Origin of the sequence: Prauserella sp. PE36 (assembly GCF_003311655.1) — a bacterium.
Taxonomy (GTDB): Bacteria; Actinomycetota; Actinomycetes; order Mycobacteriales; family Pseudonocardiaceae; genus Prauserella_A; species Prauserella_A endophytica.
Genome location: NZ_QEQT01000037.1, coordinates 65,675 through 82,176 on the forward strand (window position 1 = coordinate 65,675; position 16,502 = coordinate 82,176).

Annotated in this window: 13 protein-coding genes; 7 read left to right on the forward strand and 6 right to left on the reverse strand. The window is 71.1% G+C overall.

The window, feature by feature from the left end; translation table 11 throughout:
• Positions 1-194: 194 nt before the first annotated feature.
• Entirely contained in the window at positions 195-782 is a 588-nt protein-coding gene (locus DI005_RS05590; RefSeq protein WP_112269010.1) for a TetR/AcrR family transcriptional regulator, read from the reverse strand.
• A 144-nt stretch (positions 783-926) separates the two neighbouring features.
• Here DI005_RS05590 and DI005_RS05595 point away from each other — a divergent pair, with 144 nt between their 5' ends.
• The 6 genes from DI005_RS05595 (at position 927) to DI005_RS05620 (ending at position 7,481) form a co-directional block, all read left to right on the forward strand.
• The gene (locus tag DI005_RS05595; RefSeq protein ID WP_113641431.1) at positions 927-2,213 is read left to right on the forward strand and encodes a glutamate-cysteine ligase family protein; all 1,287 of its coding nucleotides are present in this window, start codon (positions 927-929) and stop codon (positions 2,211-2,213) included.
• The gene (gene egtB / locus DI005_RS05600; RefSeq protein ID WP_113641432.1) at positions 2,210-3,559 is read left to right on the forward strand and encodes an ergothioneine biosynthesis protein EgtB; all 1,350 of its coding nucleotides are present in this window, start codon (positions 2,210-2,212) and stop codon (positions 3,557-3,559) included. Before DI005_RS05595 ends, egtB begins: the two co-directional genes overlap by 4 nt.
• 2 nt (positions 3,560-3,561) lie before the next feature.
• Complete coding sequence (gene egtC, locus DI005_RS05605; protein WP_112269016.1) at positions 3,562-4,329, forward strand: ergothioneine biosynthesis protein EgtC; 768 nt, start codon at positions 3,562-3,564, stop codon at positions 4,327-4,329.
• The gene (egtD, locus tag DI005_RS05610; protein ID WP_113641433.1) at positions 4,326-5,300 is read left to right on the forward strand and encodes an L-histidine N(alpha)-methyltransferase; all 975 of its coding nucleotides are present in this window, start codon (positions 4,326-4,328) and stop codon (positions 5,298-5,300) included. Before egtC ends, egtD begins: the two co-directional genes overlap by 4 nt.
• Before the next feature lie 24 nt (positions 5,301-5,324).
• Positions 5,325-5,819: a nitroreductase family deazaflavin-dependent oxidoreductase gene (locus tag DI005_RS05615; RefSeq protein ID WP_112269020.1), complete on the forward strand. Its 495-nt coding sequence runs from the start codon at positions 5,325-5,327 to the stop codon at positions 5,817-5,819.
• Positions 5,820-5,903: 84 nt separating this feature from the next.
• Positions 5,904-7,481, forward strand: coding sequence for an alpha/beta hydrolase (locus tag DI005_RS05620; RefSeq protein WP_113641485.1), 1,578 nt, complete (start codon positions 5,904-5,906; stop codon positions 7,479-7,481).
• Between the two features lie 57 nt (positions 7,482-7,538).
• Here the strand turns inward: DI005_RS05620 and DI005_RS05625 are convergent, their stop codons facing one another.
• Complete coding sequence (locus tag DI005_RS05625) at positions 7,539-9,767, reverse strand: MMPL family transporter (RefSeq protein WP_113641434.1); 2,229 nt, start codon at positions 9,765-9,767, stop codon at positions 7,539-7,541.
• 112 nt (positions 9,768-9,879) lie between these two features.
• Here DI005_RS05625 and DI005_RS05630 point away from each other — a divergent pair, with 112 nt between their 5' ends.
• A complete protein-coding gene (locus DI005_RS05630) occupies positions 9,880-10,494 on the forward strand; it encodes a TetR/AcrR family transcriptional regulator (RefSeq protein WP_228713939.1) in 615 nt (204 codons plus the stop codon).
• 9 nt (positions 10,495-10,503) lie between these two features.
• Here DI005_RS05630 and DI005_RS05635 read toward each other — a convergent pair whose 3' ends face one another.
• From DI005_RS05635 to DI005_RS05650, 4 genes are all read right to left on the reverse strand, one after another.
• Complete coding sequence (locus tag DI005_RS05635) at positions 10,504-11,214, reverse strand: sulfite exporter TauE/SafE family protein (protein WP_112269026.1); 711 nt, start codon at positions 11,212-11,214, stop codon at positions 10,504-10,506.
• Positions 11,215-11,290: 76 nt separating this feature from the next.
• Positions 11,291-14,104 carry an aconitate hydratase gene (locus tag DI005_RS05640; protein WP_112269028.1) on the reverse strand — a complete coding sequence of 938 codons (2,814 nt, stop codon included), beginning with the start codon at positions 14,102-14,104 and terminating at the stop codon, positions 11,291-11,293.
• A 194-nt stretch (positions 14,105-14,298) separates the two neighbouring features.
• A complete protein-coding gene (locus DI005_RS05645) occupies positions 14,299-15,840 on the reverse strand; it encodes a flagellar basal body protein FliL (RefSeq protein ID WP_112269030.1) in 1,542 nt (513 codons plus the stop codon).
• Positions 15,837-16,343 (reverse strand): hypothetical protein, encoded by a 507-nt coding sequence (locus DI005_RS05650; protein WP_113641435.1) that lies wholly within the window; start codon positions 16,341-16,343, stop codon positions 15,837-15,839. The genes DI005_RS05645 and DI005_RS05650 overlap by 4 nt, the downstream gene beginning before the upstream one ends.
• Between the last annotated feature and the right edge of the window lie 159 nt (positions 16,344-16,502).

Below are 16,502 nucleotides of genomic sequence, written 5' to 3' on the forward strand. Positions count from 1 at the left end.
GCACCGTCCTCCCTGGCGCGGGCGGACGAGATCAGGCAGCCGGGTCGGTCACCCGGCCGACTACTGTCACCAGGTGACTGCGCATCGCGCACGAAAGATGTCACTCCTCATGGGACCAGCCGGAAAGAAGGGTGGCGTCATCTTAACCAGGTGAAACGCCTCAGGTGTGCGGCATGTTCCGCCCGGAGCGACCCTCAGGCCGGGTTGAGTCCCCGGTGGCGCCGCACGCTCTCCTCGACCAGGTTCAGCACCGGTTCGAGGTCGTCGGCCGGCAGGCCCATCGCCAGGTGGGACACCAGTCCCTCGAGCACGAGCTCGAGGTAGGCGGCGAGCACCTCGATGCTGATGTCGTCGCGGAGGTTGCCAGCCTGGCGCTGCCACGAGAGGCGCTTGCGGGTGGCGGTGGTGAGCTGTTCGGAGCGCTCCGCCCAGCGGGCCCTGAACTCGGGGTCGGTCCGGAGCCTGCGCGAGACCTCCAGCCGCGTGCCGAGCCAGTCGGCGGGGTGCTGGCTGCGGCCGGAGAGCAGCTCGCGCATCACCTGCACGAGACCCTGCTCCGCGACGACGTCGGCCATCCTCGCCGCGTCGTCCTCCGCGAGGGCGAGGAACAGCGACTCCTTGTCCCGGAAGTGGTGGAAGATGGCGCCGCGCGAGAGCTGGGTGGCTTCCTCGAGCCGCCGGACCGTGGCACCCTCGTACCCGTAGCGCCCGAAACACGCGCGTGCGCCGTCGAGAATCTGTCGCCTGCGCGCGTCGAGGTGGTCCTGGCTGACCCGTGGCATCCCCCGATCTTGACACCGGGGCTACGGCAATGCAATCCGTACGTACGTACTGAGATCGCCCGCGCGCGAGACCACTGCGATTGTCGGACCCCGCGTGTAGCGTCGCGAACGCATGGTCGGTGCGAGTGGATGGCTGGTGATCCGATGACTGCGGTCCGCATTCCTCCCTATGCCAGAAGAGCCAAGCAGGACGGCGCCGGAGCCGCCGCTGCCGACGTCGCCGCCCGCGTGGTGGCAAGCCGCGCCGAGGGTGAGGCCTACGTGGCGTCCGTCTGTTTCAAGCACGGTCCGCCGAGACTGCTCGGCGTCGAACTGGAGTACATCGTCCACGACGCCGGGAATCCCGGCTTGCCGCTCGACCCCGGCCGCCTCGCCGACGCGCTCGGCCCGCACACTCCCCGAACCCTCCGCCAGGACAGCCCGGCGCTGCCGCTGCCAGGCGGATCGTCCCTCAGTCTCGAACCCGGCTGCCAGGTGGAGATCTCCACCGCGCCCCAGACCTCTCTGCGCGAGCTGGCCACCGTCGCCGGCCTCGACCTGGCCTACGTCACCGATCTGCTGGCGCTGGGCGGCCTTCGCCTCCATCCGCACGCGATCGACGCCTTCCGCGCTCCGGTCCGGCTGCTGCCGACGGAGCGTTACGCGGCGATGGAGCGCCGCTTCACGCCACTCGGCCCCGGCGGGCTGACGATGATGTGCAGCACCGCCGCGGTGCAGGTGTGCGTCGACGCGGGCGAAGCCTCCGACCTGACCGCCCGCTGGGCCGCGGTCCACGCGCTCGGGCCCGTCCTGCTCGCCCTCTTCGCCAACTCCCGCACCCACGCCGGCGCCGACACCGGGCTCGCGTCCGCGCGCTGGCGGGCCGTGATGGACACCGAGAACGCCCGCACCTACGCGGCGGGGCCGTGCGACGACCCCGCGGCGGCGTGGGCGACCCGGGTGCTCGACACCCCGCTGATGGTGGTGCCGAGGGTGGACGGTCCGTGGGACGCGCCAGCCGGGTTCACCTTCGCCGACTGGATCGCGGGCGGCCGGCCCGCCGACGTGCTGGGGCCGCCGACGTTCGCCGACCTCGACTACCACCTGACCACGATGTTCACGCCGGTGCGGCCGCACGGCTACCTCGAGGTGCGCTACCTCGACGCGCAGCCGCCCGGCACCTGGCTCCACCCGGTGGCGCTGCTGACGGCCCTGCTGCGCCGGCCGTCCACAGTGGACAAGGTGCTGGAGATCTGCGAGCCCTCGGCCCGCCGCTGGGACGACGCCGCGCGCTGGGGGCTGGCCGATTCCGGCCTGCTGCGGTCCGCGCGCGCCGTGGCCGATCTCGGGTGCGCCGAGCTCACCGCCTTCGACCTGCCCGCCGACACCATCGCCGACATCGCGTACGCCGTGCAGCGGCGCGTGCGGCGCCGAGGAGGGGACCGAGCATGACCAGTACCGAATCGCCCAACCCGCTGCGGGAGCTCGCCCCGAGCGAACTGCGCGAGCACACCGCGAGCACGCTGGCGCGGGCGAGGGACCGCAGCGTCGCGCTCACCGACGCCGTCGACGACGAGGACCTCACCCGCCAGCATTCGAAGCTCATGTCGCCGCTGGTCTGGGATCTCGCCCACATCGGCAGCCAGGAGGAGCTGTGGCTGGTCCGCGACGTGGGCGGCCGGGAGCCGCTGCGCCCCGACATCGACGACCTCTATGACGCCTTCCAGCACCCCAGGGCCGACCGGCCGTCGCTGCCCCTGCTGGGGCCGGCCGAGGCGAGGGCCTACGTGCGCGAGGTGCGCTCCAAGGCGTTCGACGTGCTGGACCAGGCGCCGCTGGAGGGGCGCAAGCTCACCGAGGCCGCGTTCGCGTTCGGCATGATCGCCCAGCACGAACAGCAGCACGACGAGACGATGCTCGCCACCCACCAGCTGCGCAGGGGAGAGCCGGTGCTGCACGCGCCCGAGCCGCCGCCGCGCCGGGTGGGCGGCGCGGCCCCCGAGGTCGTGGTGCCCGCCGGCCGGTTCCTGATGGGCACCTCGGTGGAGCCCTGGGCGCTGGACAACGAGCGGCCCGCCCACGAGGTGCACGTCGACACGTTCGTCATCGACACCTTCCCGGTCACGTGCGGCCAGTACGTCGCGTTTCTGGAGACCGGCGGCTACGACGAGCCGAGGTGGTGGAGCGAGGCCGGCTGGGCCTATCGCAGCGAGCACGACATCGCCGCGCCGCGGTTCTGGCGTCGCGAGGCGGACGGCTGGTGGCGGACCCGGTTCGGAGTGCACGAGCCGGTGCCAGCCGACGAGCCGGTGGTGCACGTGTCGTTCTACGAGGCAGAGGCGTACGCGGCGTGGGCGGGCAAGCGGCTGCCGACCGAGGCGGAGTGGGAGAAGGCCGCCCGGCACGATCCCGCCACCGGCCGGTCGCTGCGCTACCCGTGGGGCGACGAGGAGCCGACCGCCGAGCACGCGAACCTCGGGCAGCGGCACCTGCGGCCCGCCGTCATCGGCGCCTACCCGGCCGGGGCGTCGCCGCTGGGCGTGCACCAGCTGATCGGTGACGTCTGGGAGTGGACCAGCAGTGACTTCGGCGGCTACCCCGGGTTCACCGCGTTCCCGTACCGGGAGTACTCCGAGGTGTTCTTCGGGCCCGGCTACAAGGTGCTGCGCGGCGGCTCGTTCGGCACCGACGCCGTGGCGATCCGCGGAACGTTCCGCAACTGGGACTACCCGATCCGCAGGCAGATCTTCTCGGGGTTCCGGTGCGCCCGTGACCCGCGGCCGGACGAGCGGGCCTGACGGTGTGCCGCCATCTGGCCTACCTCGGTGAACCGTGCTCGCCGTCTGAGGCGGTGTTCACGGCGCCGCACTCGCTGCTCGTGCAGTCCCACGCGCCGAAGGACATGCGCAAGGGGGGCACCGTCAACGCCGACGGCTTCGGCCTCGGCTGGTTCGCCGGCGACGGCAGGCCCGTCCGGTACCGCCGCGCGAGTCCGTTGTGGACGGACGAGAACCTGCCGAGGATCGCGGAGACGGTGCGCGCGGGGGCATTCGTCGCGGCGGTGCGCTCGGGCACCACGGGCATGCCGGTGACGGAGGCGGCGTGCGCCCCGTTCGCGGACGAGCGGTGGCTGTTCAGCCACAACGGCGTGGTGCGCGGCTGGCCGGCCTCGGTCGCCGGGCTCGCCGAGAAGCTGCCCGTCACCGAGCTGCTGGCGCTGGAGGCGCCCACGGACTCGGCGCTGCTGTGGGCGCTGCTGCGCGACCGGCTGCGCGGCGGGGCCGACCCGGTGGGCGTGGTCGCCGGGCTCGTCACCGACATCGAGCGGGCGGCACCCGGTTCCCGGCTGAACCTGTTGCTGGCGGGCGAGGACCTGGTGATCGGCACGGCGTGGACCCACGCGCTCTCCGTCCGGACGACGGCGGCGGGCGTGCTGGTGGCGTCGGAGCCGCCGGACGACGACCCGGGCTGGCGCCCGGTACCCGACCGCCACCTGGTGGTCGCGCGGCGGGGCACGCCGCACACGGTGGAAATGATCTCACTGGACGAGGATCGGAGTCAGGCGTGAGCGACGTGGATCTCGACGTGCACCACAGCGGCGAGGACGTCACCGAGGCGCTGCGCGAGGACGTGCGCGAGGGCCTGTCCGCGGCGCAGAAGTGGCTGCCCTCCAAGTGGTTCTACGACGCGCGCGGCAGCGAGCTGTTCGAGCGCATCACCGAGCTGCCGGAGTACTACCCGACCCGATCCGAGCGCGAGGTGCTGCGCCGCGAGGCGCCCGAGATCGCGGCGGTGACGGGTGCGCGCACGCTCGTCGAGCTCGGCTCCGGGTCGAGCGAGAAGACCCGGCTGCTGCTCGACGCGCTCGGCGCGTACGGCACCCTCGAGGAGTTCGTGCCGCTCGACGTGTCGGAGTCGGCGCTGGCCGAGGCCGCCGACGCGATCGCGCGCGACTACCCGGCGCTCACCGTGCGCGGGGTGGTCGGCGACTTCACCGAGCACCTGGGGCTCCTGCCGGGTGAGCGGCCGAGGATCGTGGCCTTCCTCGGTGGCACCATCGGCAACTTCCTGCCCGCCGACCGCGCGAAGTTCCTGCGCTCGGTGCGCGACGTGCTGACCGAGGGGGAGTGGCTGCTGCTCGGCACCGACCTGGTGAAGGACGAGGGCACGCTCGTGCGCGCCTACGACGACGCGCGGGGCGTGACGGCCGAGTTCAACCGCAACGTGCTGCGAGTGCTCAACGAGCGGCTCGGGGCGGACTTCGATCCGGCGGCGTTCGAGCACGTGTCCCACTGGGACGCGGAGAACGAGTGGATCGAGATGCGCCTGCGTGCGCGGGCGGCCACCCGCGTGCATATTCCCGGCGCGGGCATGGAGGTGACGTTCGCGGCGGGGGAGCACGTGCGCACGGAGATCTCGGCGAAGTTCCGGCCAGAGGGCGTGCGGGCCGAGCTGGCCGACGCGGGACTCGCGGTCGAGCGCTGGTGGACCGATGAGCGGGGATTGTTCGGCGTGTCGCTCTCGCGCGCCGTCTCCTGAGGCTCCTCATGATCGAATAGGAGCATGCGCAACCCACTACCGGTGCTCGCCCGTGCGCTGGGCAAGCGCCCGTGGCTGATGAAACTCGCCTCCGCGATCGTCTGGGCGGACCACAGGCTGCACAGGGTGTCGCGGGGGCGGGCCAGCCTGGTCGGGATCGCGGGCCTGCCGTCGTTGCGGCTCACGACGCTGGGCCGCAAGTCGGGCCTGCCCCGCGACACCAACCTGCTCTACTTCCCCCACGGCTCCGACTACGTGGTGACCGGGTCGAACTGGGGCAGGGAGCGCGATCCGGCGTGGACGTTCAACCTCCGCGCGCACCCGGAGGCGACGGTGCTCGTGCGCGGCCGGAAAGTAGCCACCAGGGCCAGGGAACTCAAGGGCCACGAGCGCGACGCGATGTGGCGCGAGCTGACCGGGTTCTGGCCCGGCTACGAGATGGAGCGCGCCGAAGCGGGCCGCGAGCTGCCGATCTTCGTCCTCTCGCCGAGTGACCCACCAACGGGCGAACAACCCTGAACCAGCCCTTCGGGTGGCAGCCCGGCGCAGCGCGCTGTGCCATTCTTCGCCGTGGTTACCGGCGACGGCATCGAAGGGGAACGGGTGCGCAAGGCAAGTAGAGCCGCGGCTGGAGTCGGCACACTGCTCGTGGGGGTGGCGCTCGCGGGCGTCCCGGGAACGGCGGCGGCCCAGGGACAGGCGAAGATCACGTGGGAGTCGTGCGAGCAGGCGCGGGTGGCACAGGCGCCGGGGACGTACAGCTGTGCGACCTACCGCGTGCCGATCGACCACGACAACGCCGCGCTCGGCACGATGGACCTCGCGCTCATGCGCCGGGAGGCGAACAAGCCGGACCAGAAGCTCGGGTCGCTGTTCCTCAACCCCGGCGGTCCCGGCGCCTCCGGTGTCACGATGCCGATGTCGGCCGACCAGTTCTTCGAGCCGGCGGTGCTCGACCGGTTCGACATCATCGGTTTCGACCCGCGCGGCGTGGGCGACTCGACTCCGCTGCGCTGCTTCACCACGTCCGAGGACGCCGAGGACGTCCAGGCACGGCTCGTGCCCGTGCCGTCGACGCGGCAGGAGATCTCCGACGCGCTGAGCACCTACCGGGACTACGGCGAGTTCTGCCAGCGCAACGCGGGCTCCCTGCTGGAGCACATGTCCACACAGGACGTGGCGAGGGACCTCGACGTGCTGCGCGACGCGGTCGGCGACGAGAAGCTGAACTACGTCGGGTTCTCCTACGGCACGCTGCTCGGCGCCACCTACGCGAACCTCTTCCCCGACAGAGTCCGGACGATGGTGCTCGACGGCAACGTCGACCCGGCGCTGCGCACGAGCGACGGACTGCGCTACGACCAGCAGCGGGCAGAGGGCTTCGAGCACGCGCTGGACGCGTTCCTGACCGAATGCGCCAAGGCGCGGACGCAGTGCGCCTTCGGCGAGGGCAACCCGAGGCAGAAGTTCGACGAGCTGCTGCGCGGCATCCGGCAGCAGCCGGTGAACCTGCCGGACGGCTCGTCGGTGGACCTCAACTCGTTCATCAGCGGCATCGGCGGCACGCTGTACTCGCCGAGCTCGTTCGCGGGGCTCGCCGAGGATCTCCAGCAGCTCTACGGCGTGGTGAAGCCGCCGCCGAACACGGCGCCGAAGGTGGTGAACGCGCGCGATCTGGGCACGCTGCTCAACCCGAAGCAGAAGGTGCACCACGACGTCCGGCCGGAGAGTGAGTACACCTCCGACGACTCGTACTTCGCCGTGAACTGCGCGGACAAGCCGTTCGGCTACCCGTCCGGGCAGCTGCCCGAGATCGCGGCCCGCTGGGAGAAGACCGCGCCGGCGTTCGGCCGGTACCAGGCGTTCGCCGACCCGGCAGCGTGCCCGCTGTGGAAGGGCGGCAAGGAGACCTACCGGGGCCCGTGGAACGCCGCCACCGAGAACCCGGTGCTCGTGGTCGGCAACTACTACGACCCGGCGACGCGCTACGAGTTCTCCAAGCGCATGGCGGACGAGCTGGGCTACTCGCGGCTGCTGTCGGTGAACGCCTTCGGTCACTGCATCCTCGGCGACTCCGGGGGAGTGGACCGCGCGGTGTCGGACTACCTGGTGAACCTGACGGTGCCGCCGCGCGGCAAGGTCTACCAGCCGGACACGCGACCCTTCGACGCCCCGCAGTAGTGCGGGGTCCGGGGCCCGTGCGGTGAGGGACGCACCGCACGGGCCTCTTCGTGCGCGCTACCTCCCGGCGGCCACCGGAAGGCGCCCGCCGGGCGCGGCGTCCGGTTCCGCCTCGGAGATCCCGAAGCGCTCGTGCGCCCGGCGCAGCACCGGCGGCGCCCACCAGTTCGCGCCACCGGCCAGCCGCATGAACGCGGGCAGCAGGATGCCCCGGATCAGCAGCGCGTCCACCAGCACCGCCACGGCCATGCCGACGCCGATCATCTTGAGGTACACCACGCCGCCCGTGGCGTACACCGCGAACGACGCCGCGAGGATCACGGCCGCGGTGGTGATGAGCGGCGCGCTGCGCTGCAGGCCCAGCGGCACCGCCGCTCGGCTGTCTCCCGTGCGCAGGTACTCCTCCCTGATGCGCGAGACGATGAACACCTCGTAGTCCATCGACAGCCCGTAGACGATGCAGAACATCAGGATCGGGATGCTGGACTCGAGGGTGCCGGTCGCGGTGAAGCCGAGCAGCCCGGAGAGGTTGCCGTCCTGGAAGACCCACACCAGGACTCCGAACATCACGCCCATGCTGAGCAGGTTCAGCACGGTCGCCTTCAGCGGCAGCAGCACGCTGCCGGTCATCAGGAACAGGATCACGAAGGTCAGCACCAGGATAGTCGCGAGCACCAGCGGCATGCGCTCGGTCATGTCGGTGCGCCAGTCGACCATCTCCGCGGGTGTGCCGCCGATCAGCACGTCGAACGGCGCCCCGACCGCGCGCACGCTCGCGACGAGGTCCACGGGGTCGCCTTCGAGCGCCTGCTGGGCTGGGATGGCGACGAGGAACGTCCCGCCGTCCGCGGTGAACCGGCCCGGGTCCACGGCGGCCGAGATGCGCTCGCCGTCCACAAAGGATCCTTCGGCGGCGTCGACCTGGGTGATGCCGTCCACTTCGGACAACGCTGCGGCATAGCCGGCGACGTCGACTCTCCCGGCGGTGGGAGCGACGAGGTAGAGCGCGTCGGACTCCTCCTGCGCGAACCCGGCCCTGATCTCGTCGGCGGTTGCCCGGCTGCTGGAGTCGGCGGGCAGGATCCGCGCGTCGGGCATCCCGAACCGCAGCCCGGTGACGGGTGCGGACAGCACGAGCACGAGCAGCAGCATCAGCCCGCCGGTGAGCGCGGGACGGCGCATCACGGCGTTCGCGAGGCGGTACCAGCCGCCGCGTTCCGTGTGCCTCGGCTCGCGGCCCGGCCGGTACGCGGCACGCCTGCCGAGCGTGGCGAGCGCGGCGGGCAGCAGCACCAGCGCTCCGCCGACCGCCGTGAGCACCACGAACGCGCCGCCGTAGCCGAACGACCGCAGGAACGGCAGCGGGAACAACATCAGTGAGAGCAGCGAGATCGCCACGGTCAGCCCGCTGAACAGCACCGTGCGGCCCGCCGTCCGCACGGCGATGGTGACGGCGTCGCCGACGTCACGGCCGCGCGCGAGCTCCTCGCGAAAGCGCGCGATGAGGAACATGCAGTAGTCCACGCCCAGCGCGAGTCCCATGACGAGCGCGATGTTGGCGGCGAACGTGGACACGGTGGTGACCGAGGCGACGCCGCGCAGCGCGGCGAGCGTGCCGACGATCGAGAAGACGCCGACGCCCAGCGTCACGAGCGCGAGGGTCACGCGCCGGTAGAACAGCATCAGCAGCACGAACACCAGCGGGATCACGATGATCTCGGCGCGCAGGAAGTCCTGCCGGGACTCGGCGCCGATCTCGCGGAAAACCTCGTCCTGGCCCCCGGCCCGGACGTCGATCACGGTGCCGTCGCGGGCGTAGCGCTCGGCGAGCTCGCCGACGCGCTCGCGCGCCTCGTTCACGTCGCCGGGCACGCGGACCAGCACCAGCGCCTGCGTGCCGTCCTCGCTGCGCAGCGCCGGGCTATGGCCGCGCGACCAGTAGGAACCGGCCTCGGCGACGCCGGGCTCGGCGGCGATCGCGCGGGTGAGCTCCTCGCCCGCGGCGCGCACGCCCGCGTCGTCGACGGTGCCCTCGTTCGCGGTGACCAGGAAGGTCAGGTTGGGGTAGCCGGTGTCGAACTGCTCGGCGAGGGCGATCCTCGCCCGGTCGGATTCCGAGCCCGGAGCGTCGATCCGCGACAGCGACAGCGCGTTCAGCGCACCGGCGCCGAAGGCGCCGGACAGGAGGGTGACGAGGACGCCGACGGTGAGCACCCATCGTCGGCGGCGCACGGTGAACCGGCCGAGCCGCTCCAGGGCGGACGGGCGGGGAAACGGTCTGGACACGGGTTGTTCTCCTCGGGAGGCGCTAAGCTGAAGAAAAGGCGAGTGATCGCTCGTGTTCGAAATTACGAGTGATTGCTCGTGTTTGTCAACCAGCGCGAGAGGTGATGCCGGGGTGGCGGGTCAGCAACCGGAGCGCAAGCGGCAGGAACGCGGCCGGCGAAGGATGGAACAGCTCGCGGACGCGGCGGCGGAGGTGTTCGCCGAGACCGGGTACGCGAAGGCGACGACCAACGCCATCGCGGCGAGGGCGGGTGTCTCGCCCGGCACGCTCTACCAGTTCTTCGCCAACAAGGAGGCGATCGCCGAGGTGCTGGCGCAGCGGTACCGCGCGGCGCTGCAGGCCGCGCACGACAAGGCGTTCGACCCCGGCTTCGCGACGTTGCCGCTACCGGACCTGATCGACCGCATGATCGGGCCGATGATCGAGGTGAACGTGGCGAACCCGGGTTTCAAGGCGCTGTTCAACGCCGCCGACATGCCCGAGCGTCTCGCGGCGCCGACGCGGCAGCTGCACCAGGCGGTGGTCGGCAAGATCGCGGAGGTGCTCGCGACCCGCGCGCCCGATATGTCCGAGGAGAGCGTGCGGACCACGGCGGTGGTGGCGACGCAGATCTTCGGTGCGCTGCTGAACACGGTCGTCGCCGCGCCGGAGGCTGAGCGGGAGGTCTGGATCACCGAGCTGAAACGCGCCCTGCGCGGCTACCTGGAGCCGATCATCGGCGCATGAGAGCGTGGCTCAGCCGACCGCGGCACGGACGAGCAGCGCCAGCGCGCTGCCCCCGGCGATCACGAGCACCGCGACGCGCATGCGGCCACCGTCGAGGAAGCGGCGCGCGGGGCCGGAGAGCAGGAACCCGGCCAGCAGGAACGGCAACAGCCACGCCGCGAACGCGAAGTGCGTGACGTGCACCTGACCACCGAGGCCGAGTCCCACCAGGGAGAGCAGAGTGCCGAGCCCGAAGGTCGCGGCGAGCGTCGCGCGGATCGTCGGGCCCGGGGAGTGCTGGTACAGCAGGGCGATCGGCGGGCCGCCGATCGAGGCCGCGGTGCTGAACGCGCCGCTCGCGACCCCGGCGACCAGCAGCGGGCCCCGTGTCGGCCGGGGCCGCCACGACAGCACCGACAGCACCACGCACGCGAGCACGGCCGCGCCCACGACCGCCGAGAACGGGCGTTCGGCGAGCGTCGCCACCGCGAGCACGCCGAGCGCCGTGCCAGGAACCCTGCCGAGCATCGCCCAGCCCACGCCGCTCCAGTCTGTGTCGCCGTGCTCCCGTGCCAGCGCCAGCAGGCCGTGCGCGCTGGCGATCAGCAGCAGCGGCACCGGCAGGAACCTCGGGTCGATCAGTGCGACCAGCGGCACCGCGACGAGGTTCATGCCGTAGCCGACCGCGCCCTGCACCAGCGCGCCGGCGAGCACCACCAGTCCCACGAGCACCTCGGGCACGTTCTCGCCTCCGTATTCAGTGAGACGGCCCGGCTCCCCTGAGGGGAACCGGGCCGTCTCACGCCACTGGCACCGCTCAGCTACGGGTCATCTTCCGCAGCACGTACTGCAGGATGCCGCCGTTGCGGTAGTAGTCCGCCTCACCGGGGGTGTCGATGCGCACCACGGCGTCGAACTCGACGGTGGCCCCATCGGCCTTGGTCGCCGTGACCTTGACGGTGCGCGGCGTCTCGCCCTCGTTGAGCTTGGTGATGCCCGCGATCGCGAAGGTCTCCGTGCCGTCGAGGCCCAGCGACTTCGCCGACTCGCCCTCGGGGAACTGCAGCGGGATCACACCCATGCCGATCAGGTTCGAGCGGTGGATGCGCTCGAACGACTCGGCGATCACCGCGCGGACACCGAGCAGGCTCGTGCCCTTCGCGGCCCAGTCGCGGGAGGAGCCGGAGCCGTACTCCTTGCCGCCCAGCACGACCAGCGGGATGCCGGCCTTCGCGTAGTTCTGCGCGGCGTCGTAGATGAACGCCTGCGGGCCGCCCTCCTGCGTGAAGTCGCGCGTGTAGCCGCCCTGCACGTCGTCGAGCAGCTGGTTGCGCAGGCGGATGTTGGCGAACGTGCCGCGGATCATCACCTCGTGGTTACCGCGCCGGGAACCGTAGGAGTTGAAGTCCTTGCGGTCGATGCCGTGCTCCTGCAGGTACCGGCCGGCGGGGGAGTCGGCCTTGATCGCGCCCGCGGGCGAGATGTGGTCCGTGGTCACCGAGTCGCCCAGCTTGGCGAGCACCCGCGCGCCGCTGATGTCGGTGACCGGGGCGGGCTCCGCGGTCATGCCCTCGAAGTACGGGGGCTTGCGGACGTAGGTGGACTCGGGGTCCCAGGCGAAGGTCTTGCCCTCCGGGGTGGGCAGCGACTTCCAGCGCTCGCCGCCGTCGAAGACGTCGGCGTAGTCCTTGCTGAACATCTCCTGCGTGATCGCCGAGTCGATCGTCTGCTGGATCTCCTGCGGCGTCGGCCAGATGTCCTTCAGGAAGACGTCGTTACCCTGCTGGTCGACGCCGAGCGGCTGCTCCTCGAAGTCGAAGTCCATCGTGCCCGCGAGCGCGTAGGCGATGACCAGCGGCGGCGAGGCCAGGTAGTTCATCTTCACGTCGGGGTTGATGCGGCCCTCGAAGTTGCGGTTGCCCGAGAGCACCGACACGACCGTCAGGTCGTTCTCCTGCACCGCGGCGGAGATCTCCTCGGGCAGCGGGCCCGAGTTGCCGATGCAGGTGGTGCAGCCGTAGCCGACGAGGTGGTAGCCCAGCTTCTCGAGGTACGGCCAGAGGCCGGCCTTCTCGTAGTAGTTCGTGACGACCTGCGAGCCGGGCGCCATCGAGGTCTTGACCCACGGCTTGACCGAGAGGCCCTTCTCGACGGCGTTCCTGGCGAGCAGGGCGGCGCCGAGCATCACCGACGGGTTCGAGGTGTTGGTGCACGAGGTGATCGAGGCGATCACCACGGCGCCGTGGTCGAGCACGAACTCCCCGCGCTCCTCCGACCTCACGGTGACCGGCTTGGTCGGGCGGCCCGACGCGCCGTTGGCGGCAGTGGGGACCGAGGCGACGGCATCCTCCTCCGCGAACGACAGCGCGGGCGCGTCGCTGGCCGGGAAGGACTCTTCGACCTTCTCGTCGACCTTGGTGTGCGGCGTCGGGTACTGCTCCTCGACGTAGTCGTGCACCGACTTGCGGAACGACGACTTCGCGTCGGTGAGCTCGATGCGGTCCTGCGGGCGCTTGGGGCCCGCGATCGACGGCACCACGGTGGACAGGTCCAGTTCGAGGTACTCGGAGTACTCGGCCTCGTGGCTCGGGTCGTGCCAGAGGCCCTGTTCCTTGGCGTAGGCCTCGACCAGCGCGAGCTGCTCCGGCGAGCGGCCGGTGAGCTTGAGGTAGCGGATGGTCTCGTCGTCGATCGGGAAGATCGCGGCGGTGGAGCCGAACTCGGGGCTCATGTTGCCGATGGTGGCGCGGTTGGCCAGCGGCACCTGGGCGACGCTCTCGCCGTAGAACTCGACGAACTTGCCGACCACGCCGTGGCGGCGCAGCATCTCGGTGATCGTCAGCACGACGTCGGTGGCGGTCACACCGGCCGGGATCTCACCGGTCAGCTTGAAGCCGACCACGCGCGGGATCAGCATCGACACCGGCTGGCCGAGCATCGCGGCCTCGGCCTCGATGCCGCCGACACCCCAGCCGAGCACGCCCAGCCCGTTCACCATGGTGGTGTGCGAGTCGGTGCCCACACAGGTGTCGGGGTAGGCCTGGCCGTTGCGGGCCATGACGGTGCGGGCCAGGTACTCGATGTTGACCTGGTGCACGATGCCGGTGCCGGGCGGGACGACCTTGAACTCGTCGAAGGCCCCCTGGCCCCAGCGGAGGAACTGGTAGCGCTCCTTGTTGCGGCCGTACTCGATCTCGACGTTGCGCTCGAACGCGTCGGCGGTGCCGAAGACGTCGATGATCACGGAGTGGTCGATCACCAGCTCGGCGGGCGCGAGCGGGTTGACCTTGTCGGGATCGCCACCGAGGTCGGTGACGGCCTCACGCATCGTGGCGAGGTCGACCACGCACGGGACGCCGGTGAAGTCCTGCATGATCACCCTGGCGGGGGTGAACTGGATCTCCGTCGACGGGTCCGCCTTCGGGTCCCAGTTGCCGAGAGCGCGAATGTGGTCGGCGGTGATGTTGGCGCCGTCCTCCGTCCGCAGCAGGTTCTCGAGCAGGATCTTGAGGCTGTACGGAAGGCGCTGCGAGCCCTCGACCTTGTTGAGGCGGAACACCTCGTAGGAGGCGTCACCGACCTTCAGCGTGTCGCGAGCCCCGAAGCTGTCCTTGCTGGCAGGTGCAGTCACGTCTAACTCCATGCGGCGGCGGTTCAGTCGGGTACGCAGGCCGAGTCTTGCGCACCCCCGTCGCGCCCGCAGAGGTGGGCTCGATGACGCCCTGCTGCCCTAAACAGTACGCGTGTCCTTTTTTCGGTTCAAGGGGAGGTGGCGAAGGGCCCGGCACCACGACGTGGTACCGGGCCCTTTCCGAGGAACGAAGATCAGTTCGCGTTCTCGAGGATCGTCCTCAGGTCCTCCGGCTGCATGCTGCGCAGGAACGTCATGCCGAACTCGGTGAACGTGCGAATCGGGCTGACGTAGTGTTTGCCGTCCACCTCCGTGGTGACCACGCCGAGACCCTGCTCCATGATGCCGCCGCCCACGTTGGTGAAGATCTGCTGCAGCTCCGGCGGCATGTCCCCGTCGGTCTCGCCCGCCGCCATTGCCGCGAGCTGGTCGGCGCAGAGCCGGTCGGACTGGCCCTGGACGGTCATCGCGTAGCAGTCGCCGTCCTTGGTCAACTCGAACGTGCCCTGGCCCTCGATGTCCAGCTCCAGCGCCGTGATCGTGGCCCTGGTGCCGCCGGTGACCTCGCTGTTCTCGGTCTCCAGCCGCTTGATCTCCACGCCGGCGGGGGAGGGCTCGCCGAGCGCGTCGAGGAGCACGGGGCCGACGTCGTGCAGCACGCCCATCTCGTCCGGTGGGAGCAGCTCCACCACGCGCCGCAGGTCGCCGTCGAGCGCGGCCTGCACGGTCGCGCGCACGGCCTCGTCCGGCGAGCCGGCGCCGTTCGCCGGAATCGACTGCGCCGGCCACTCCTCGCCCGCCTCGAGCAGCGCGTAGTCGGCGATGCTGTAGAGCAGGCTCGGGTACCACTCGTCGCCGACCTTGACCGTCGCGATGCGGATCGGCTCACCGGTCTCGCGCACCACCTCGGCGATGTCGATCGTCTCGGTCTGGGGCTCCATCGAGGGGCCGCCCAGGTCGGCGCTCTCGAGCGCCAGGTCCCGGTACTCGTCGGCGAGCGGCACCTGGCTCAGGTCCGACGTGAGCGTCAGCTTGCCGCCGGTGAGCTTGGTGATGGTCAGGTGGTCGTTGACCTGCTCGGCCTGCGACTCGTCGAACCTCAGGTTCTCGGTCTCGATCTGCAGCCCGGTGATCTGCTCAGGGTTCGCGTCCTGCGTGAGGATGCCGAGCCGCTTGAGCTCCCCGGTGACGTCGCCGATCGGGTCGGTGAACAGCGACGCCTCGGCCGGTGTGAGCGTGCCGAGCAAGCCGACGACATCACCGCTGCCCAGCGCGGAGGCGAAGTTCATCGCCGCCTCGTTCGGCGTCGCCGCGCCGGAGGCCACGGAGTCGCTCTGCCAGAACGCGAACCAGCTGGCGACACCGCCGCCGGCCACCACGAGGGCGGCGACGAGCGCGATGATCAGCCCCCGCTTGCGCTTCGCGGGCGGGCCCTGCTGCGGCGGCACCGGGAAGGCGTCCTGCTGCTGCCCGTAATAGCCCTGGTAGCCCTGGTGGCCCTGGTGGCCCTGGTAGCCCGGCTGCTGAGCGGTGGCCGGGTCGAACGGCTGCGGGTGGGGCTGCTGCGGATACTGGTGCTGCTGCCCGGGGTACTGCGCCTGGGCCGCCTGCGGGTCGTGCGGGTACTGCTGGCCCGGGTACTGCTGCGGGTACTGCTGGCCGCCGTAGGGCTGGCCAGGCGGATAGCCGCCCGGTTGCTGCGGGGACCACTGGTCCCCTTGGCCTGGACTGGTCACGGTCGCACACCTGCTCTTCCCTCTAGCGCGCTGTGCCGGTGCGGCGGGATGCCGCGGCGGGCGCCACGGACGGCGACGAGTACGCCGAGCGCCCCGCACAGCGCGATGGCCATGCCTGTGGTGGTGGTGATCGGGCCGGTGGTCGTCACGCCGACGAACCGGCCCGGGCTGCCGCCTTGGACGACGGCGAGCAGCGAGACGGTTCCCACGACGAGCGCGACGACCAGGGCCAGCGCCGCGCCCGTGCGCGGCAGCCGCAGGGCGAACAGCCCGGCGGCCACCGCGGACAGCAGCGGCACCGCGATCCACCCGGTGAGCAGCGCGGTGACGAGCGCGCTGTCCAGCAGGTCGAAATGCCCGACGAGGCCTACCGCGTGGTAGCTGCTGCGCTCGACCGTGCCCGAGTGGAACCACGGCAGGAACGTCCCGGTGACGGCCACCACCAGGCCCAGCGAGCAGAGCACCGCGAACGAGCTCGCGGCGACGCGCCGAGTGGCCGGCATGGCGTACCCCCAGTGAGACGAACGATCCAGTGGTGAGACGCGGCGCGCCCCGTCCTCGTTTCCCCGGCGTGGTCACCGCCTGATCACGAATCGGCCACGCCCGATATCCCCCATTACGGGGAAATGTAACGCACGATGACGAAGTTTCAGGTGTGACGC

Coding starts and splice junctions, on each gene's coding strand:
- DI005_RS05650 (WP_113641435.1), bottom strand. CDS start 16,343: ATGCCGGCCACTCGGCGCGTCGCCGCGAGCTCGTTCGCGGTGCTCTGC.
- egtB (WP_113641432.1), top strand. CDS start 2,210: ATGACCAGTACCGAATCGCCCAACCCGCTGCGGGAGCTCGCCCCGAGC.
- DI005_RS05615 (WP_112269020.1), top strand. CDS start 5,325: ATGCGCAACCCACTACCGGTGCTCGCCCGTGCGCTGGGCAAGCGCCCG.
- DI005_RS05590 (WP_112269010.1), bottom strand. CDS start 782: ATGCCACGGGTCAGCCAGGACCACCTCGACGCGCGCAGGCGACAGATT.
- DI005_RS05595 (WP_113641431.1), top strand. CDS start 927: ATGACTGCGGTCCGCATTCCTCCCTATGCCAGAAGAGCCAAGCAGGAC.